Here is a 15,482-nt window from a genome sequence, read left to right as displayed (position 1 = left end):
GTTTCAGGCGTTCAGCCGGCCGCTTCATGGATGGCGACAGCGCGAGCCGGGAAGCCAGATCCGGCCTTTGGCTTTGGCCAGCTTGCCATTATCAACGCGCCGGCTTCAGGCACCTTGTCGAGATTGGCCAAGAGCTCGATCTGCCAGCAGTCGCGGGACAGCACATAATATTCCAGGCTTCCGTCGCCTGCCGAAGTGGCGCGGCCGGGATCGGTGTCCATGCCCTCGTGCCCGATCGCAGTGACGCCGCGGCGTTCCAAAAGTTCCTCCAGCACCGGCTTCGACCAGCCCGGCGCATGCGAGATACCGTCGGCCGACTTGTTCTGAAATTTCTCGGGGTCTGGCCAGCGCGGCCACCACCCGGTGCGAAGTGCGACAAAACACTTTTCGGGGATACGGCCGTTCCGTGTCTCCCAGGCGGAAATGTCGTCGAGCGTCGGCGTCGCGTCGGGATCGGCGGCGACCCTGTCGCTGATGTCGAGGATGACCAACGGCAGAAGCATCTCCGCCACCGGGAGTTGGTCGATCGAGCGGCCGCCGTCGATGAAGTGCACCGGCGGATCGACATGGGTGCCCCACTGTCCGACGAAGGCGTAGTGGTGGACCTGGAAGGCGTCGCCCTTCGAAAAATCGAGCAACGCACGGCGCTCCTCGTCCGGGAAGGCCGGGAAATGCGGCTGGCCCGGATGAAACGCATGCGTCAGGTCGGTGAAGGTCGCGGCGGAGAGCCGCGACCTGTAGATGTCCCAAAGGGAACCCGGAGTGGACAAGATCACGGCTCCGCGACGAAGGTCGGTGCCGCTTCACTTGCCAGGACAAGCTTGCCGTCCTTGACACCGATGACCGAGACCGATTTGTCCGGCACCGAAATGCCCGGGCGGTAGGTGATCGTTCCGGTCACGCCGTCGAGCCCGGACGTAGCGGCCAGCGCGTCGCGGATCTTGGCCGGATCCGGCGCGCCGGCACGCTTGATCGCGTCGGCCATCAGCTTGACCGAGTCGTAGCCGAGCGCAGCGAACGCGTTCTCCGGGGCATTACCGGCCGACTTGGTGTAGGCATCAATGAAGGCCTGCACCTTCGGGGTGGCGCCCTCGCCGATATAGGCGTGGGTGGTGAAGTAGGTGTCCTTGGCCGCGTCGCCGCCGACCTGGATCAGCAAGGGCGTGTCGTAGCCGTCGCCGCCGACCACCGGCAGGTTGATGCCGGCCTGGCGCATCTGCTTCAAGATCAAGCCGATTTCCTCGGCATTCGACGAGGCATAGACGAAGTCGGGCTGCGGCGACAGCGCCTTCAGTTTGGCGATCTGCGCGGTAAAGGTCTTGTCGCCGATCTTGTAGGTGTCGCGCTCCAAAATCTTGCCCCCGCCATGCTCGTAGGCGGTGACGAAGTAGTCCGACAGCAGCGTTGTGTATTCGGTGCCGATGTCGGTCAGCAGGTAGGCGGTCTTGCCGTTCAGCTTGTTCAGCGCAAATTCCGCGCCAACCGCAGCCTGAACGTTGTCGCCGAAGGCGGCGAGGAAGATCTCGTTGCCGAGCTGGCTCGGCAATTTCGGCGAGGTCGCGCCGGGCGTGATGAACGGGATATGCGCCTTCTGGACCTGCGGTCCGATGGCCAGCACCGAGTCGGAATCGGCGAAGCCGATGATGCCGACGACCTTGTCGCTGTCGATCAACTGGCTGGCGACGGTCGAGATCGTCGTCGAATCGCTCTTGGAGTCGTAGATCACCAGTTTTATCTGCTGGCCGAGCACGCCGCCGGCGGCGTTGATTTCGCTCGCTGCCAGCTTGGCGCCATTCAGCATCGGGCCGTCGAGCGAGGCCTGAATGCCGGTCAGGTTTGCCGGATAGCCGATCTTGATCGTGTCGGCAGCAAGTGCCGTGCTGGCCGAGGCAAGCGCGAAGAATGCGCCCAGTCCCAGGCCGATGGTGCCGCGTCGAGTGAGTTTGATCATGGTTTTCGTTCCTCTGTCTGGTTCACCGTTGCCGATCTTTGGGTTAATCCGAACGTAAGTTCCCGGTCCCCCATGATCCCCTTCGGCCGGAAGATCATGACTAGAATGAAGATGAAGCCGAGCACGATCTGGCTGGCGCCAAACAGGGCCGGCACCGCGAAATCGCCGATCGTGAAGCCGCGTTCGACCGAGCGCAGGACCTCCGACAACAGCGAAACGCAGATGACGCCGACGACCGCGCCGGTCAGGGAGCCCATGCCGCCCAGCACCAGCATTGTGATCAGGCTCATCGTCAGCGCGAAGTAGAAGGTGTTCGGCGAAAACGAGCCGAGATAATGTGCGTAGAGCGACCCGCCGACGCCTGAAAAGAACGCCCCGATGACAAAGGCGATCAGTCTGGTCCGCAACACGCCGATCCCGACAGCGCTGGCCGCGATTGTGTCGTCACGCACCGCCTTCATGGCGCGCCCGAAAGGCGAATAGACCAGGCGCGCCAGCACGAACACCGTGATGGCGAGCCAACCCATCACCCAGGGCAACGTCGTCTCCAGCGGCACGCCGGTAAAAGTGCGGGCGCCTCGGGTGAAATCCGATGCATTGATCAGCACTACGTTGACGATGATCAAGAATCCCATCGTCGCCACCGAAACGAAATAGCCCGACAGGCGCATCAAGGGATAACCGACGACCACGGCAAGCAGTGCCGTCAGAAGACCCGCCATCAGCGTCGCCGGCAGGAAGGGGAGGCTGAAAGCATGCAGAAACGTCGGCAGATGCGGCAGCAATGCCATCTTCTGCTGCACCGGAATCGACAGGATTCCCGAAATATACGCGCCGGCGCCGATGAAGCCGACATGACCGAGCGAAAACACGCCCGTAAAGCCGTTGCTCAGCGACAGCGCCAGCACCAGGATTGCATTCAGCGCGATCAGCAGGATAATCCGGACGAAATAGTCGCTCAGCACGTGCGGTGCACCGAATGCGACAGCTGCCCCCGCCACAAGGACGACCAGGACGACGAGTGTGATCCACACTTCCCGGCTCACAGCTTTATCTCCCGGTTTGGCTGGAGCAGCCCGCCCGGGCGCACCAGGAGAAAGGCGATCAGCACAGCGAAGACGATTGCGTCGCGATAAGACGAGACGCTGCTCGGCAGGAATGCGACGATGAAGATCTCCAGCGCGCCCAATATGTAGCCGCCGACCAGGGCGCCAGCGATCGACCCGAAGCCGCCGATGATAGCCGCCACGAAAGCCTTCAGGAGCGGTGTGAAGCCCATCTGCGGCTGCACCACGCCGGCCTGTGCCGCCCACAAAATGCCGGCGAGGCCGGCATAGGCGGATGCGACGATGAAGGCGACGATGATCAGCCGGTTGACGTTGAGTCCGACAAGGTGTGCCGCCGACATGTCCTCGGCCGCGGCGCGCATGCCGAGCCCGGTCGTGGTGCGCGTGATGAACCAGCCGAGGAGCAGCAGCGACACGAAGGTCAGCGCGATGGTCAGCAGATTGATGCTCGTGAAGGTGATGGCGCCGTTCGACATTTCCCAGGAGGTGTTGAGAATATCGGGAAGTGGAAAATTGCGCGGCGAGGAGGTGAACACCAGGATGCCGACGTTTTCGATGATGTAGGTGACGGCGAGGCTCGTCAGCAGTCGCGCAACGTCGGGCGCGTCGCGGATCGGGCGATACGCGATGCGTTCGATGAGGAAGCCCGCGACGGCGGCCGCGGCGATGCCGCAGATCACGGCGACCGGGAACGGAACGCCGACTCCTGCCAGCAAGGCAACCCCGAAGGCGCCTACCATCATCACGTCGCCATGCGCGAAATTGGTCAGCTTGAGGACGCCGAAGACGATCGACAGACCGACCGCCACCAGTGCGTAGAGGCTGCCGAGGCTCACCGCATTGACGATCTGCTGCAGGATATAGTCCAGCTGGGTCATGTTGCCGCCCCGAGATATGCCTGCGCCACGCGTTCGCTGTCGCGCAGTTCCGCGGACCGGCCCGACAGCGCCACCTGACCCGTGCGCAGCACATAGGCGCGGTCGGCGAGGTCCAGCGCGAGCGTGATGTTCTGTTCCACCAGCAGCATCGTCATGCCCTGGCGCTTCAGTTCGGCAAGCGCGCTGAAGATGTGGCGCACCAGCAGCGGCGCAACGCCCAGCGAAGGCTCGTCGAGCAGCAGCAGGCGCGGCGCCGCCATCAGCGCACGCGCCAGAGCAAGCTGCTGCTGTTCGCCGCCCGACAGCGTGCCGGCCAGCTGCTTCAGCCGCTGCTTGAGAATCGGGAACAGCATGAACATGCGCTCGCTGTCTCTGACGACGGCCTCCTTGTCGGTGCGGGTGCAGGCGCCCAGCCGCAGATTGTCGGCCACCGTCAGGCCGCCGAACAGGCGCCTGCCCTCCGGGCTCTGTGCTATGCCCAGACTTACGATCCGCGACGGAGCGACACCTCCAATCGGCTTGCCATCGAAGATGATCTTGCCGCCGCGCGGCCGCGACAGGCCGGAAATGGTGCGCAAGGTCGTGCTCTTGCCGGCGCCGTTGGCCCCCACCAGCGCCACCACCTCGCCGGCATGGACGTCGAGCGAAATGCCCTTCAGCGCACGCACCGCGCCGAAATTGACCTCCAGGTTCTCGACGCTGAGCAGAACGGGCTTAGGCGTGGCCAAGATACGCCTCCCGCACTTTCGGGTGTTCGCGTACCTGCTCCGGTGTTCCGACGCAGATCACCTCGCCAGTCGCCAGCACCTGGATGCGTTCGCACAGCGCCATGATCAGGTCCATGTCGTGCTCGACAACGACCACCGTTACGCCATAGCGGTCACGGATCGTCCGAATCAGCGCTGCCAACACCTTGGTCTCTTTGGAATCAAGCCCGGCTGCGGGCTCATCGAGCAGCAGCAGCTGCGGACCGGTCGCCAACGCACGCGCAATCTCCAGCCGCCGCTGATCGCCATAGGGAAGATCCGCGGCGACCCTGCCGGCCTGATCCGTCAGGCCCATGAGGTCGAGGAGTTCGTCGGCCTTCTGCCGCGTCGCGGCCACCCGCTCGCGATAGCGCCGACCGCGCAGCACGGTATCGGCGGCGCCTACAGGATGGCGCAACTGCGCCGCCGTCAGCACGTTCTGTGCGACGCTGAGGCTGCCGAACAGACGAGAGCCCTGGAAGGTACGGGCGATGCCCATTGCGACGATCTGCGATGTGCGCAGGCCGACGAGCGAACGGCCCTCCATCTCGATGCTGCCGGAATTCGGCTGGGAGAAGCCGGTGATCAGGTTGAAAAGCGTGCTCTTGCCCGAGCCATTCGGCCCGATTACCCCAACGATTTCACCTTCGTGGAGCTCGATGGAATGATCCCGCAGGGCAACCAGCCCTCGAAAGGCTTTTGTCAGCCCAACCGTCCTCAACAGCACTCGACTTGACTGTCTATCCACGCGCCGGTTTGCCCCTGTCCGCCCTCGCCGCCCCGTTCGGCCCGGTCAAGCATCAAATGGACAATTCGAACGGCAAGATGTCAAGGCCTATTCCTAACAGGAAAGCTATATGCCTGCCTCGGCTCGACCGCGACAGCACCGGCAGCGATGCAGCGCTACGCTACCGAACTGGGTTTCCTGGCTTGCAGTCCAGCGCGCCGGCGCTCGCTTCTCGAGCCTCCACCCATATTGCGCGGGCGAAGGCACGTGACGAAGAAGATCAGCGCGACCGGCCCGTAAACCTTGGCCGTCCTCGAACCGCGCTTCAGCTTGTTATCTGTTCGGCGACAGCTTCTTCGAGGCCGGCCGCGGCTTGGGCGGCGAGGCCGCGCGCCGCCGCCTGTGAATCGTAAAATTCCTCGAGGGCATAGACCCTGCCCCACCGCAGCGTGAACACGTGGAGACCACGGTTGATGTAGGATGTATCGCCGTTGAGCAGGGTTGCGGTGCCATCCCACTGGGCAAACACGGTGGTATGCCACGGCCAACCCTTCACCCAGACGTGGTTGACCGTGAGATGGAGAGTGGGCAGAACACGGCCGAGGCGCTCGAACCAGCGGCGCAGGGCTTGCTTGTCGTGGCGCTCCCCACCAAGCGCGTGGGCGCCACCAACCCGGTGATGGACATGCGGCGCGATGGCCTTCACCGCCGCGTCCCAGCGATGGTTGTTGACGTCGTCGAAGCTCTGCCGGATCGATTTCTCGACAAAATAGCTGTAAAGCATGTGACCTCTCTCCAGACTTGTTGGTGGCTCGCCCTTCCGACGCGAGAGCCCCGGCCAGCATCGTGCGGCCGCGGCCTGCGCGTCATGTCAGGGCATTGTCGCGTCGGCTCGCAGGGATGTGTCAGTCTCGGTCGAGACCGTCACCTCCTTGCCGGACCTCGAGAACGCGTAGAGCGAGCCCGGGTAGCCCGGTATGGAGAACGCCACCGAGTCACTGTTGGCGAGGCCCATGACAACCCGCAGCGGATCACCCCCGGCCTTCGGTGCGAAATTGGCGGTGACCTCAAGCAGGTCGCCGCGCGGAACGTAGTAGGCCACCATGTCCAGGTGTCCCTGGTGCAGGCTGCCGCCTTCGATCGGGCGTCCGATGGTGGCTTCCTCGGCAAGAGCCGGGGTTGCAAGAAACAGCGCGGCCAGCAGCGAGGCGCTCAGGGTTTTGCGGATCATCTCATTTGTCCTTTTTTAGATTGCGTTCACCCTCTATATAGGGTATAGATTACGAATACAATCTAAAAAAGGAGATGACGATGCGTGTGAGTCGCACTCAGGCCGCGGAAAACCGCGAGACCGTGATCAATGTGGCAAGCCGGCTTTTCCGGGAGCGCGGCTTTGACGGCATCGGCCTCAAGGACCTGATGAAGGGTGCCGGGCTGACCCAGGGCGCCTTTTACAAGCAATTCGAGTCGAAGGACGATCTGGCGGCGCTGGCGTCCAGGCGGGCGATGGAAAGCGCCACCCACAAATGGTCGGCCGCGACCGCCGCACATCCTGGGAGCCCGCTCGACGGGGTGATCTCATTCTACCTCAGCATGGATCATCGCGGGGAAAAGATGGACGGCTGCCCGGTCGTTGCGCTCGGTTCGGATGCAGCCAGGCAGGGTGCCGAGGTGAAGGCGTCATTCGAAGCCGGCATCAAGGCGTACCTTGAGATGCTTGGCGGTTGGGTTGGCGAGGGCGACAGCGAAAAGACCGGCAACAAGGCAATGGCCGTTCTCTCGACGATGGTCGGCGCGGTGGTGCTCTCGCGGGTCGTCAACGACCCCGACCTCGCGCGGGCTTTTCTGGATGCGGCGGCCGATCAGGTTCGCGAAGCAGTCGCCCCTTGAACGGCGCGAGCAGTGCCGCCGGCACACCAAGGACAGGAGAGCAGATGCAACGGATTGTCGTCACGGGCATGGGAGCCGTCACGCCTCTTGCCGCCAATGTCGAAGCGTCCTGGTCACGCCTGCTTGCCGGCCGGTCGGGCGTTCGCAGGCTTCCGGACGATGTGGTGGGAGAGCTGCCGGTTAAGATTGGCGGCGTGGTTCCCTCCCTGGGCGAAGATCCGGAGGCTGGTTTCGATGCCGATGCCGTCCTGTCGGCGAAGGATCAACGCAAGGTGGACCGGTTCATTCTCTTCGCGCTGGCCGCGGCGGAAGAGGCGCTGGCGCAGGCGCAATGGAAGCCTGCCCTGGAAATCGATCGCCTGCGCACGGCCACGATCATCGCTTCAGGGGTCGGCGGGTTCCCCGCCATCACCGAGGCGGTGCGCACGGTGGACCTGCGTGGCGCCCGCCGCCTGTCTCCCTTTACGGTGCCGTCCTTCCTTGTAAACCTCGCGGCGGGCCACATCTCGATCCGTCATGGTTTCAAAGGTCCACTCGGCGCACCGGTGACGGCATGCGCGGCGGGCATCCAAGCGATCGGCGACGCCGCCCGCCTGATCCGCGCCAACGAAGCCGACATCGCCGTATGCGGCGGAACGGAAGCGTGTATCAACACCGTCAGCCTCGGCGGTTTCGCCGCGGCGCGTTCTCTTTCAACCGGCTTCAATTGGGCGCCGGCTCAAGCCTCGCGCCCTTTCGACATATCGCGGGACGGCTTCGTCATGGGCGAAGGAGCCGGCGTGCTGGTCATCGAGGCATTGGACCACGCGTTGGCGCGCGGCGCAAAGCCGTTGGCTGAGCTCGTCGGCTACGGCACGACCGCGGATGCCCACCACGTCACCTCCGGACCAGAGGACGGCGACGGCGCGCGCCGGGCCATGCAGATCGCGATTGCCCAGGCAGGGATTTCGCCACGCGAGGTTCGTCATCTCAATGCGCATGCGACATCCACGTCAGTCGGCGACCTGGGTGAGATCGAAGCGATCAAGAGCGTGTTCGGGCGCGATTTCGCGATAGCTGTCAGTGCCACGAAATCGGCGACCGGACATCTGCTCGGAGCGGCCGGCGGGCTTGGTGCCATCTTCGCAATCCTGGCGCTCAGGGATCAGGTCGCCCCGCCAACCCTCAACCTGGGCGAGGCCGATCCAGCCGGCGACGGAATCGACTTCGTCGCAAACGCGCCCCGGCCCATGGAGATGGAGTACGCGATCGCCAATGGCTTCGGCTTTGGCGGCGTGAATGCCAGCGCCCTGTTCAGACGCTGGAACTAACCGGTTGCCAGACGCAGTCATGACCAACGCCCTTTGCCCCGGCCTCTCATGCTTTTCCCAATCCGATCCAACGCAAAGAAGGATATGATCCCATGAACAAGACTCCTGGCGTCGCCCTGGTCACAGGGGCATCTTCCGGCATCGGGCGCGCTACCGCCGATGCCTTGCTAGGCGCCGGCTTTCGCGTCTTCGGAACCAGCCGTCGCGTGGCCTCCCGGCCATCCGCCGGCGTTACCATGCTGACCTGCGACGTGACCGACGACGCGTCCGTTGCGACAGTGGTCGATGACGTTCTGGCCAAGGCCGGACGCATCGACCTGCTTGTCAACAATGCCGGCATGGGCCTGTTTGGCGGCGCGGAGGAGTCTTCGACCGTTCAGGCTAAGGCGCTGTTCGACGTGAACGTCTTCGGCGTCTTGCGTGTGACCAACGCGGTTCTGCCGGCAATGCGACGCCAAGGGAAGGGCAGAATCATGAATTTGAGTTCGGTGCAGGGGTTCATCCCCGCTCCCTATTTCGCACTCTACTCGGCGACCAAACATGCCATCGAGGGTTATTCGGAGTCGCTCGATCACGAATTGCGCCCGTTCGGCATCCGCGTTTCGCTGGTGGAGCCCGCCTATACCCGCACGGCATTCGAGGACAATCTTGCCGCCCCCGACCGGTCGCTCGAAATCTACGACTCCGCGCGTGCCGGGATGACTGCATCAGTGCGGAAATCGATGGAAAAAGGCGATGCGCCCGAAGTGGTCGCCAACACCGTTTTGGCCGCGGCGACCGATCCCGCGCCGAAGACGCGCTATGCGGCGGGAAAGATGGCGCGCCAGGTCAGTTTCCTGCGCCGTTTCGTCCCCGCGTCCGCATTCGACAAGAGCCTGCGCAAGCAGCTTGGGCTGCCGGCCTGAAATCAAGCGCTGCCTTGGCGCGTCAGCGAGCAGCCGCCTGTTTCTCGAGCCTGCGGGCGTATTGCGTCAGCGGAAAGCACATGACGAAGAAGATCAGAGCCACCAGCCCGTAGACCTTGAACGGTTCGAAAGTCGCATTGTTGATGGCGTTGGAGGTCCGCACCAGCTCCTCGAAGCCGATGATCGAAGTGAGCGCGGTCGATTTGATCAGCTGAACCAGGAAGCCGACGGTGGGTGCGCGGGTGATCGAAAAGGCCTGCGGCAGGATGATCAGCCTCAGCTCCTGCAGATAGTGCAGGCCAAGGCTTGCGCCGGCGTCCCATTGCCCCAGGGGTAGCGCCACGACGCCGGAGCGCCAGATTTCGGCGAGATAGGCGCTGGCGAAGAAGGTGAGGCCGAGCGCCGCCGCCGTCCAGGGTTCGATGCGCAGGCCGAGCATCGGCAGCCCGAAGAACATCAGGAACAGCTGCATCAAGAGCGGCGTTCCCTGGAACAGGGCGATGTAGCCGGAGGCTATGCGCCTGCTCCACTTGTTCTTGGCGATCCTGAAGAACAGCACGATCAGGCCGACGATGCCGCCGCCGATGAAGGCGGCCAGCGATAGCAGCACCGTCCAGCGGGCGGCGAGCAGCAGGTTGCGCACGATGTCCCAGGAGGTGAACTCGATCATGATACACCGGCTCCGAGCGCACGGCGCCCGCCTGACACCAGCAGCCGGCGCAAGGCCATCGACAGAGCGAGATAGACCAGCGTCACGACGAAATAGGTCTCGAAAGAGCGGAAGGTGCGCGCCTGCAGCATATCGGCCTCGTAGGTCAGTTCACGCACGGCGATCTGCGACACCACGGCCGACTCCAGCATCATGATGACGATCTGGCTGGTGAGCGCGGGATAGATAATCTTGAGTGCCTGCGGCAGCACGATCTTGACGAACACCTGGCGTGGCCGCAGCCCAAGTGCGAGCGCTGCTTCCGTCTGTCCGCCGGGCACGGCGTCAAGCCCGGCGCCGACGATCTCGATCGTGTAGGCCGCCATGTTGAGCGTCATCGCCAGCATGGCGGCCAAGATCGGATCGAGCCGGATGCCCAGGCTGGGCAGGCCGAAGAAGATGAAGAACAGCTGCACCAGGAACGGCGTGTTGCGCATCACCTCGACGTAACAGGCGATCGCCCGCTTGAGCAGAACCGGGCCGTTTCGTCGCCCCGCGGCACCCAGGATGCTGAGCAGCGTTCCGGCCAGCGTGGTCACGGCGATCAGCAGGATCGTCGTGGCCGCACCGTGCGCGATGTCGCCGACAGCACCTGGAAGCCAGGCAAAGGCCACGGAAACTCAATCCTTGAGGTTTTCGGGATTGAGCGGCGTCTTCAGCCAGGTTTTCGAGCTTTCATCCAGCTTGCCGTCGGCCAGCATCTTGGCGATGGCATCGTTGACCGCCTTCTTCAGGCCGTCCTCATTCTTGTTGAGGCCGATATGCGAAGGCGAGGTCAGAAGCTGGAACTTCTGCTCCGGCTTCAGTGCGTCCTGCTTGGCCAGCACCTGCGCGCCGACATCGTTGCCGACGACCATCAGCTGCGTCTGGCCGGAGATGAAGGCCTGGATCACCGAATTGTAGTTGTCGAAGCGCTTGATGTCGGCCGACGCCGGTGCTGCCTCGGTGAGCGAGGTGTCTTCCAGCGTGCCACGATTGACGGCGATCGACTTGTCGGCGAGGTCTTCCTTGCCCTTGACCGTCAGAGCCGCCGGACCGATCACGGCGATGTAGTAGGGCGCATAGGCGGCGGCGAAGTCGATGACCTGTTCGCGTTCCTTCGAGTAGCCGACGCTCATCAGGATGTCGACGCGCTTGTCGTTCAGATACGGGATGCGGTTCTGGCCGGTGACGGCGATGGGGTTGAGCTTCACCTTGAGCGTATCGGCAATGTATTGCGCGACATCCATGTCATAGCCCTTGAGGCTCATATCGGCGCTGGCCGAGGAGAAGGGCGGGAAATCGGCGAAGACGCCGACATTGATGGTGCCGGCCTTGGTGATGTCCGCCAGCGCATCGGCGCTAGCGGCCTGAATTGAGAGGCCGAAACCGGCTGTGCCAAGCATCAGCACGGCGGCGATCGAGGCAAATGTCTTGCGGATTGTCATTGTTATTCCCCTGTCTGGACGCTTGTTTGTTGGATACGGCCGCCGGCTCCAGCGCGGCGGCCGCCTTCGTTCGGATTGGTAGAGGTCAGGATCCCTTGCCGGTGACAGCCGGGCTGAACACCATCAGGCTCAATATCTCGAACAGCACCTGTGCGGCGGCGTGCGCCGTGTTGGTGGTGGCGTCGTATTGCGGCGCCACCTCGACGACGTCGCCGCCGACGATGTTGAGGCCCTTGAGGCCGCGCAGCAGTTCGAGCACTTCGCGTGTCGTCAGCCCGCCGACTTCCGGCGTGCCGGTGCCCGGCGCGAAGGCCGGATCGACGCTGTCGATATCGAAGGAGACATAGGTCGGGCCGTCGCCGACTATTCTGCGCGCCTTCTCGATGATGGCCGGAATGCCGAGACCGGTCACCTCCTCGGCATGCACTACGGTCATGCCGGACTCGTAGGTGAACTCCCACAGATATTCGGCCGAGCCGCGGATGCCGATCTGGATGGTGCGCGTCGGGTCGAGCACGCCGTCAAGCACCGCGTTGCGGAACGGGCCGCCATGGTGGAACTTGGTCATGTCGAACAGGCCACTGGTGTCGCAGTGGGCGTCGATATGGATCAACCCGACCGGAGCTTTCTTGCCGACGGCCTTCAGGATCGGGTGGCTGATCGAATGGTCGCCGCCGATCGAAAGCGGGATGACGCCGGCATCGACGATCTGGTTGGTGCGGCGCTCGATATCCTCATGGCTTGTCTCAAGCCGGTAGCGGCTGCGGAACGGCGTGTCGCCGATATCGGCGACCCGGAGCTCATGTGTGGGCGCGCATTCCAGAACGTGATTGTAGGGGCCGATGCGCTCGATGGCACGCAGCGCTCGCGGCCCGAAGCGCGAGCCTGGCCTGTTGGTGACGCCGAGGTCCATCGGCACGCCGATCATCGCCACCTGCAAATCGCCGAAATCCGGATTGTCGGCCGATATTTCGCGGTAGGGCGCGGCGAGGAAGGTCGGGATGCCTGAATAGGGCGCCAGCCGCGTGCCGCTCTTGGAGAAGATCTTATCGGCGACCTTGCGGAATTTCGGGTCGAACATCTCGCCGCCATGGCTTTCACCATATTTGCGACGCAACGCGTCGAGCTTGCCGCGATCGTAACCCATGTCCGCTCCTCCTGGGCTGATGCAGTGCCGCCGCGGATGACCCCTGCGAACCGACCGTCATCCGGCCGGGCCGCTGTCCCGCTGGCTGCCTGCAGATTTCACGTCTTGATGCTGTTCCAGGTTCAGTGTCCGGCAGCGGCATTGAAAAATCAATTGATATTGTTAGGGTGTTTTCTGTGAGAAAATCTCACAATAAAGTTGATACCCATGACCAAGCGCCTGCCACCGCTTAATCCGCTGCGCGCCTTCGAGGCAACGGCCCGACATGGCTCGCTGACCAAGGCGGCCATTGAGCTGAATGTCACCCATGGCGCCGTCAGCCATCAGATCAAGGCGCTCGAGCAGTCGCTCAATGTCAAGCTGTTCGAGCGGGCCGGCCAGCGGGTCAAACTGACACCGCATGGCGCGGAGCTTCTGCCGGCGGTGTCGACCGCCTTCGACGGCATCGCCGCCGCCACCCAGCGCATGACAAGGCCGGCGAGCAGCGGCACACTTTCGGTCTCCTGCGTGCCGGCGCTTCTGTTGTTGTGGATGACACCGCGGCTCGGCAGTTTCATGGCGCAATATCCCGACATAAGGCTGACGCTTATTCCTTCCAACGATCCCAAGGATTTGCGGGCGCCCACCATCGATGTCTGCGTGCATTATGGCGACGGCAGCTGGACCGATTGCTGGATGCGCAAATGGTCGGGCCTCGAACTGTTTCCCGTGGTCAGCCCGACCCTGATCAACAACCGGCCGATCCGCAGCGTCAGGGATCTCGCCGACCATGTCTTCCTGCATGGCGATGACGGCCGCGAATGGCACACCTGGCTGGCGGCCGCCGAAGCGCTGGACCTAGAGCGGGGTCGCCGCCATCACCTCGGCGATGCGCGCATGGCGACCGAGGCGGCGGTGCATGGCCATGGCGTGGCGCTGGGCGACTCCGTGACGGCAAGTGCGCTGCTGGCCAGGGGCATGCTGGTCGCGCCGTTCAGTCTGTCGGTGCCGGCGGTCGACGATTTCTATGTCGTCTGCCGCAACGAGATGCGGGCGACACCGATCGTGCAGGTGTTCATCGACTGGCTGTTCGCCGAGAAGGCCGGGGATGACGGCCGCGCCGACGCCCCTGTGGCCGGCCGCATCGTCAGCCGCCGCAAGCGTCCGGCGCTCAGGGTGATGGGCGGAAAATCCGCAAGTTGATGCCAAGCTCTGCGCCACCGCATGCAGGCAGCTCTTTTTGTCGGGCCAGCCTGAAAGCGGGCAGCGTTCTGGCCGATTCGATGCTATGAGGCCTGTCGCGATTGTGGATGGCAGGCAGCGAAGGCGGTGTTGAGACATGGCTAAGACCGATATTGCGCGGCGCGTCTACAACCACACCTGGAAGCTCGACCCGATCGTGCGCAGCCTGCTCGACACGGATTTCTACAAGCTTTTGATGCTGCAGATGATCTGGGGCATGTATCCCAAGGTCGACGCAACCTTCTCGCTGATCAACCGCACGACCTCGGTGCGGTTGGCCGACGAAATCGACGAGAGCGAACTGCGCGAACAGCTCGACCATGCCCGCACCTTGCGCTTCTCCAAGAAGGAGATGATCTGGCTCGGCGGTAACAATTTCTACGGCCGCAAGCAGATCTTCGAACCGGAATTCCTCGCCTGGCTGGAAGGATTCCGGCTGCCCGAATACGAGCTGTCGAAGCGCGACGGGCAGTATGAACTGACCTTCAGCGGGCCGTGGATGTACACCACACTATGGGAAATCCCGGCGCTCGCCATCATCAATGAACTTCGATCGCGTGCGGCGATGCGAGCGTTCGGGCCTTTCGCGCTCGACGTGCTCTATGCCCGCGCCAAGTCCAAGATGTGGGCCAAGACCGAGCGGCTGAAGGCGCTGCCCGGCATCCGCATCTCGGACTTCGGCACGCGCCGGCGCCATTCCTTCCTATGGCAGCGCTGGTGCGTCGAGGCGCTGAAGGAAGGCATCGGCGAAGCATTCACCGGCACCTCCAACGTGCTTCTGGCCATGGACAACGACCTCGAAGCGCTCGGCACCAACGCACATGAGCTGCCGATGGTGTTCGCCGCCCTCGCCGACTCGGAAAAAGAGCTGAGGCAGTCGCCCTACAAGGTGCTGCAGGACTGGCAGCGTTACTATGGCGGCAATCTCTTGATCGTGCTGCCCGACGCCTTCGGCACGGCATCGTTCCTGCGTGATGCGCCGGACTGGGTGGCCGACTGGACGGGCTTTCGCCCCGACAGCGCTCCGCCGATCGAAGGCGGCGAAAAGATCCTGTCCTGGTGGCGCGACAAGGGCAAAGATCCCCGGCAGAAACTGCTGATCTTCTCCGACGGGCTCGAGGTCGAGACGATCGAGGAGACCTATCGCCACTTCAAGGGCAAGGTGCGCATGTCCTTCGGCTGGGGCACCAATCTGACCAATGATTTCGAAGGCTGCGCGCCGACGGAAACCAACAGCCTCGACGCCATATCGCTGGTCTGCAAGGTCACCGAGGCCAATGGCAGGCCAGCGGTCAAGCTTTCCGACAATCCGGCCAAGGCGACCGGCGATGTGAAAGAGATCGAGCGGTATCTCAGAATTTTCGGCGAGAAGGACCGCGTGGAGCAATTGGTCAAGGTGTGAGGGGTGGGGTTCCTGGATAGTACGAGTTCCCTGGCGCCCCCCTCTGTCCTGCCGGACATCTCCCCCTCAAGGGGGGAGATTGCTCCCTCATCTCTGCTTTCG

The 15,482-nt window shown here is 63.5% G+C and carries 17 protein-coding genes; 5 read left to right on the top strand and 12 right to left on the bottom strand.

Annotated elements, in window-relative coordinates:
• Positions 1–11: 11 nt before the first annotated feature.
• From EOB59_RS23555 to EOB59_RS23520, 8 genes are all read right to left on the bottom strand, one after another.
• Positions 12–776, bottom strand: coding sequence for a cyclase family protein (locus EOB59_RS23555; RefSeq protein ID WP_245486722.1), 765 nt, complete (start codon positions 774–776; stop codon positions 12–14).
• On the bottom strand, positions 773–1,951 hold the full coding sequence (locus tag EOB59_RS23550; RefSeq protein ID WP_128289354.1) for an ABC transporter substrate-binding protein: 1,179 nt from the start codon (positions 1,949–1,951) through the stop codon (positions 773–775). Before EOB59_RS23550 ends, EOB59_RS23555 begins: the two co-directional genes overlap by 4 nt.
• On the bottom strand, positions 1,948–2,997 hold the full coding sequence (locus EOB59_RS23545) for a branched-chain amino acid ABC transporter permease (protein ID WP_127808337.1): 1,050 nt from the start codon (positions 2,995–2,997) through the stop codon (positions 1,948–1,950). The genes EOB59_RS23550 and EOB59_RS23545 overlap by 4 nt, the downstream gene beginning before the upstream one ends.
• Positions 2,994–3,896: a branched-chain amino acid ABC transporter permease gene (locus EOB59_RS23540; protein ID WP_128289353.1), complete on the bottom strand. Its 903-nt coding sequence runs from the start codon at positions 3,894–3,896 to the stop codon at positions 2,994–2,996. The genes EOB59_RS23545 and EOB59_RS23540 overlap by 4 nt, the downstream gene beginning before the upstream one ends.
• Positions 3,893–4,624, bottom strand: coding sequence for an ABC transporter ATP-binding protein (locus tag EOB59_RS23535; protein ID WP_127808339.1), 732 nt, complete (start codon positions 4,622–4,624; stop codon positions 3,893–3,895). The genes EOB59_RS23540 and EOB59_RS23535 overlap by 4 nt, the downstream gene beginning before the upstream one ends.
• Entirely contained in the window at positions 4,611–5,390 is a 780-nt protein-coding gene (locus EOB59_RS23530; RefSeq protein ID WP_164895732.1) for an ABC transporter ATP-binding protein, read from the bottom strand. Before EOB59_RS23530 ends, EOB59_RS23535 begins: the two co-directional genes overlap by 14 nt.
• Positions 5,391–5,694: 304 nt before the next feature.
• On the bottom strand, positions 5,695–6,153 hold the full coding sequence (locus EOB59_RS23525; RefSeq protein ID WP_128289352.1) for a nuclear transport factor 2 family protein: 459 nt from the start codon (positions 6,151–6,153) through the stop codon (positions 5,695–5,697).
• Positions 6,154–6,240: 87 nt separating this feature from the next.
• Entirely contained in the window at positions 6,241–6,600 is a 360-nt protein-coding gene (locus EOB59_RS23520) for a hypothetical protein (protein ID WP_127808340.1), read from the bottom strand.
• 80 nt (positions 6,601–6,680) lie between these two features.
• Here EOB59_RS23520 and EOB59_RS23515 point away from each other — a divergent pair, with 80 nt between their 5' ends.
• The 3 genes from EOB59_RS23515 to EOB59_RS23505 all read left to right on the top strand — a co-directional run bounded on the left by EOB59_RS23515 (position 6,681) and on the right by EOB59_RS23505 (position 9,474).
• Positions 6,681–7,259 (top strand): TetR/AcrR family transcriptional regulator, encoded by a 579-nt coding sequence (locus EOB59_RS23515; RefSeq protein WP_127808341.1) that lies wholly within the window; start codon positions 6,681–6,683, stop codon positions 7,257–7,259.
• A gap of 44 nt (positions 7,260–7,303) precedes the next feature.
• Entirely contained in the window at positions 7,304–8,569 is a 1,266-nt protein-coding gene (gene fabF, locus EOB59_RS23510) for a beta-ketoacyl-ACP synthase II (protein WP_127808342.1), read from the top strand.
• A gap of 92 nt (positions 8,570–8,661) precedes the next feature.
• Positions 8,662–9,474, top strand: coding sequence for an oxidoreductase (locus EOB59_RS23505; RefSeq protein WP_127808343.1), 813 nt, complete (start codon positions 8,662–8,664; stop codon positions 9,472–9,474).
• 22 nt (positions 9,475–9,496) lie between these two features.
• Here EOB59_RS23505 and EOB59_RS23500 read toward each other — a convergent pair whose 3' ends face one another.
• The 4 genes from EOB59_RS23500 to speB form a co-directional block, all read right to left on the bottom strand.
• A complete protein-coding gene (locus EOB59_RS23500; RefSeq protein WP_127808344.1) occupies positions 9,497–10,144 on the bottom strand; it encodes an amino acid ABC transporter permease in 648 nt (215 codons plus the stop codon).
• The gene (locus tag EOB59_RS23495; RefSeq protein ID WP_128289351.1) at positions 10,141–10,797 is read right to left on the bottom strand and encodes an amino acid ABC transporter permease; all 657 of its coding nucleotides are present in this window, start codon (positions 10,795–10,797) and stop codon (positions 10,141–10,143) included. Before EOB59_RS23495 ends, EOB59_RS23500 begins: the two co-directional genes overlap by 4 nt.
• Positions 10,798–10,803: 6 nt before the next feature.
• Positions 10,804–11,610 carry a transporter substrate-binding domain-containing protein gene (locus EOB59_RS23490; protein ID WP_128289350.1) on the bottom strand — a complete coding sequence of 269 codons (807 nt, stop codon included), beginning with the start codon at positions 11,608–11,610 and terminating at the stop codon, positions 10,804–10,806.
• A gap of 85 nt (positions 11,611–11,695) precedes the next feature.
• Positions 11,696–12,757 (bottom strand): agmatinase, encoded by a 1,062-nt coding sequence (gene speB / locus EOB59_RS23485; RefSeq protein WP_127269240.1) that lies wholly within the window; start codon positions 12,755–12,757, stop codon positions 11,696–11,698.
• Positions 12,758–12,964: 207 nt separating this feature from the next.
• On the opposite strand from speB, the gene gcvA reads away from it, so the two are divergent.
• Both gcvA and pncB read left to right on the top strand, forming a co-directional pair.
• Complete coding sequence (gene gcvA / locus EOB59_RS23480) at positions 12,965–13,939, top strand: transcriptional regulator GcvA (RefSeq protein WP_127320420.1); 975 nt, start codon at positions 12,965–12,967, stop codon at positions 13,937–13,939.
• Positions 13,940–14,075: 136 nt separating this feature from the next.
• On the top strand, positions 14,076–15,380 hold the full coding sequence (pncB, locus tag EOB59_RS23475) for a nicotinate phosphoribosyltransferase (protein ID WP_128289349.1): 1,305 nt from the start codon (positions 14,076–14,078) through the stop codon (positions 15,378–15,380).
• Positions 15,381–15,482: the final 102 nt, after the last annotated feature.

Source organism: Mesorhizobium sp. M7A.F.Ca.MR.176.00.0.0 (assembly GCF_004023165.1).
Classification (GTDB): Bacteria; Pseudomonadota; Alphaproteobacteria; order Rhizobiales; family Rhizobiaceae; genus Mesorhizobium.
The sequence above is the reverse complement of the archived record's forward strand: the minus strand, read 5'-3'. Positions and strand labels throughout refer to the sequence as shown.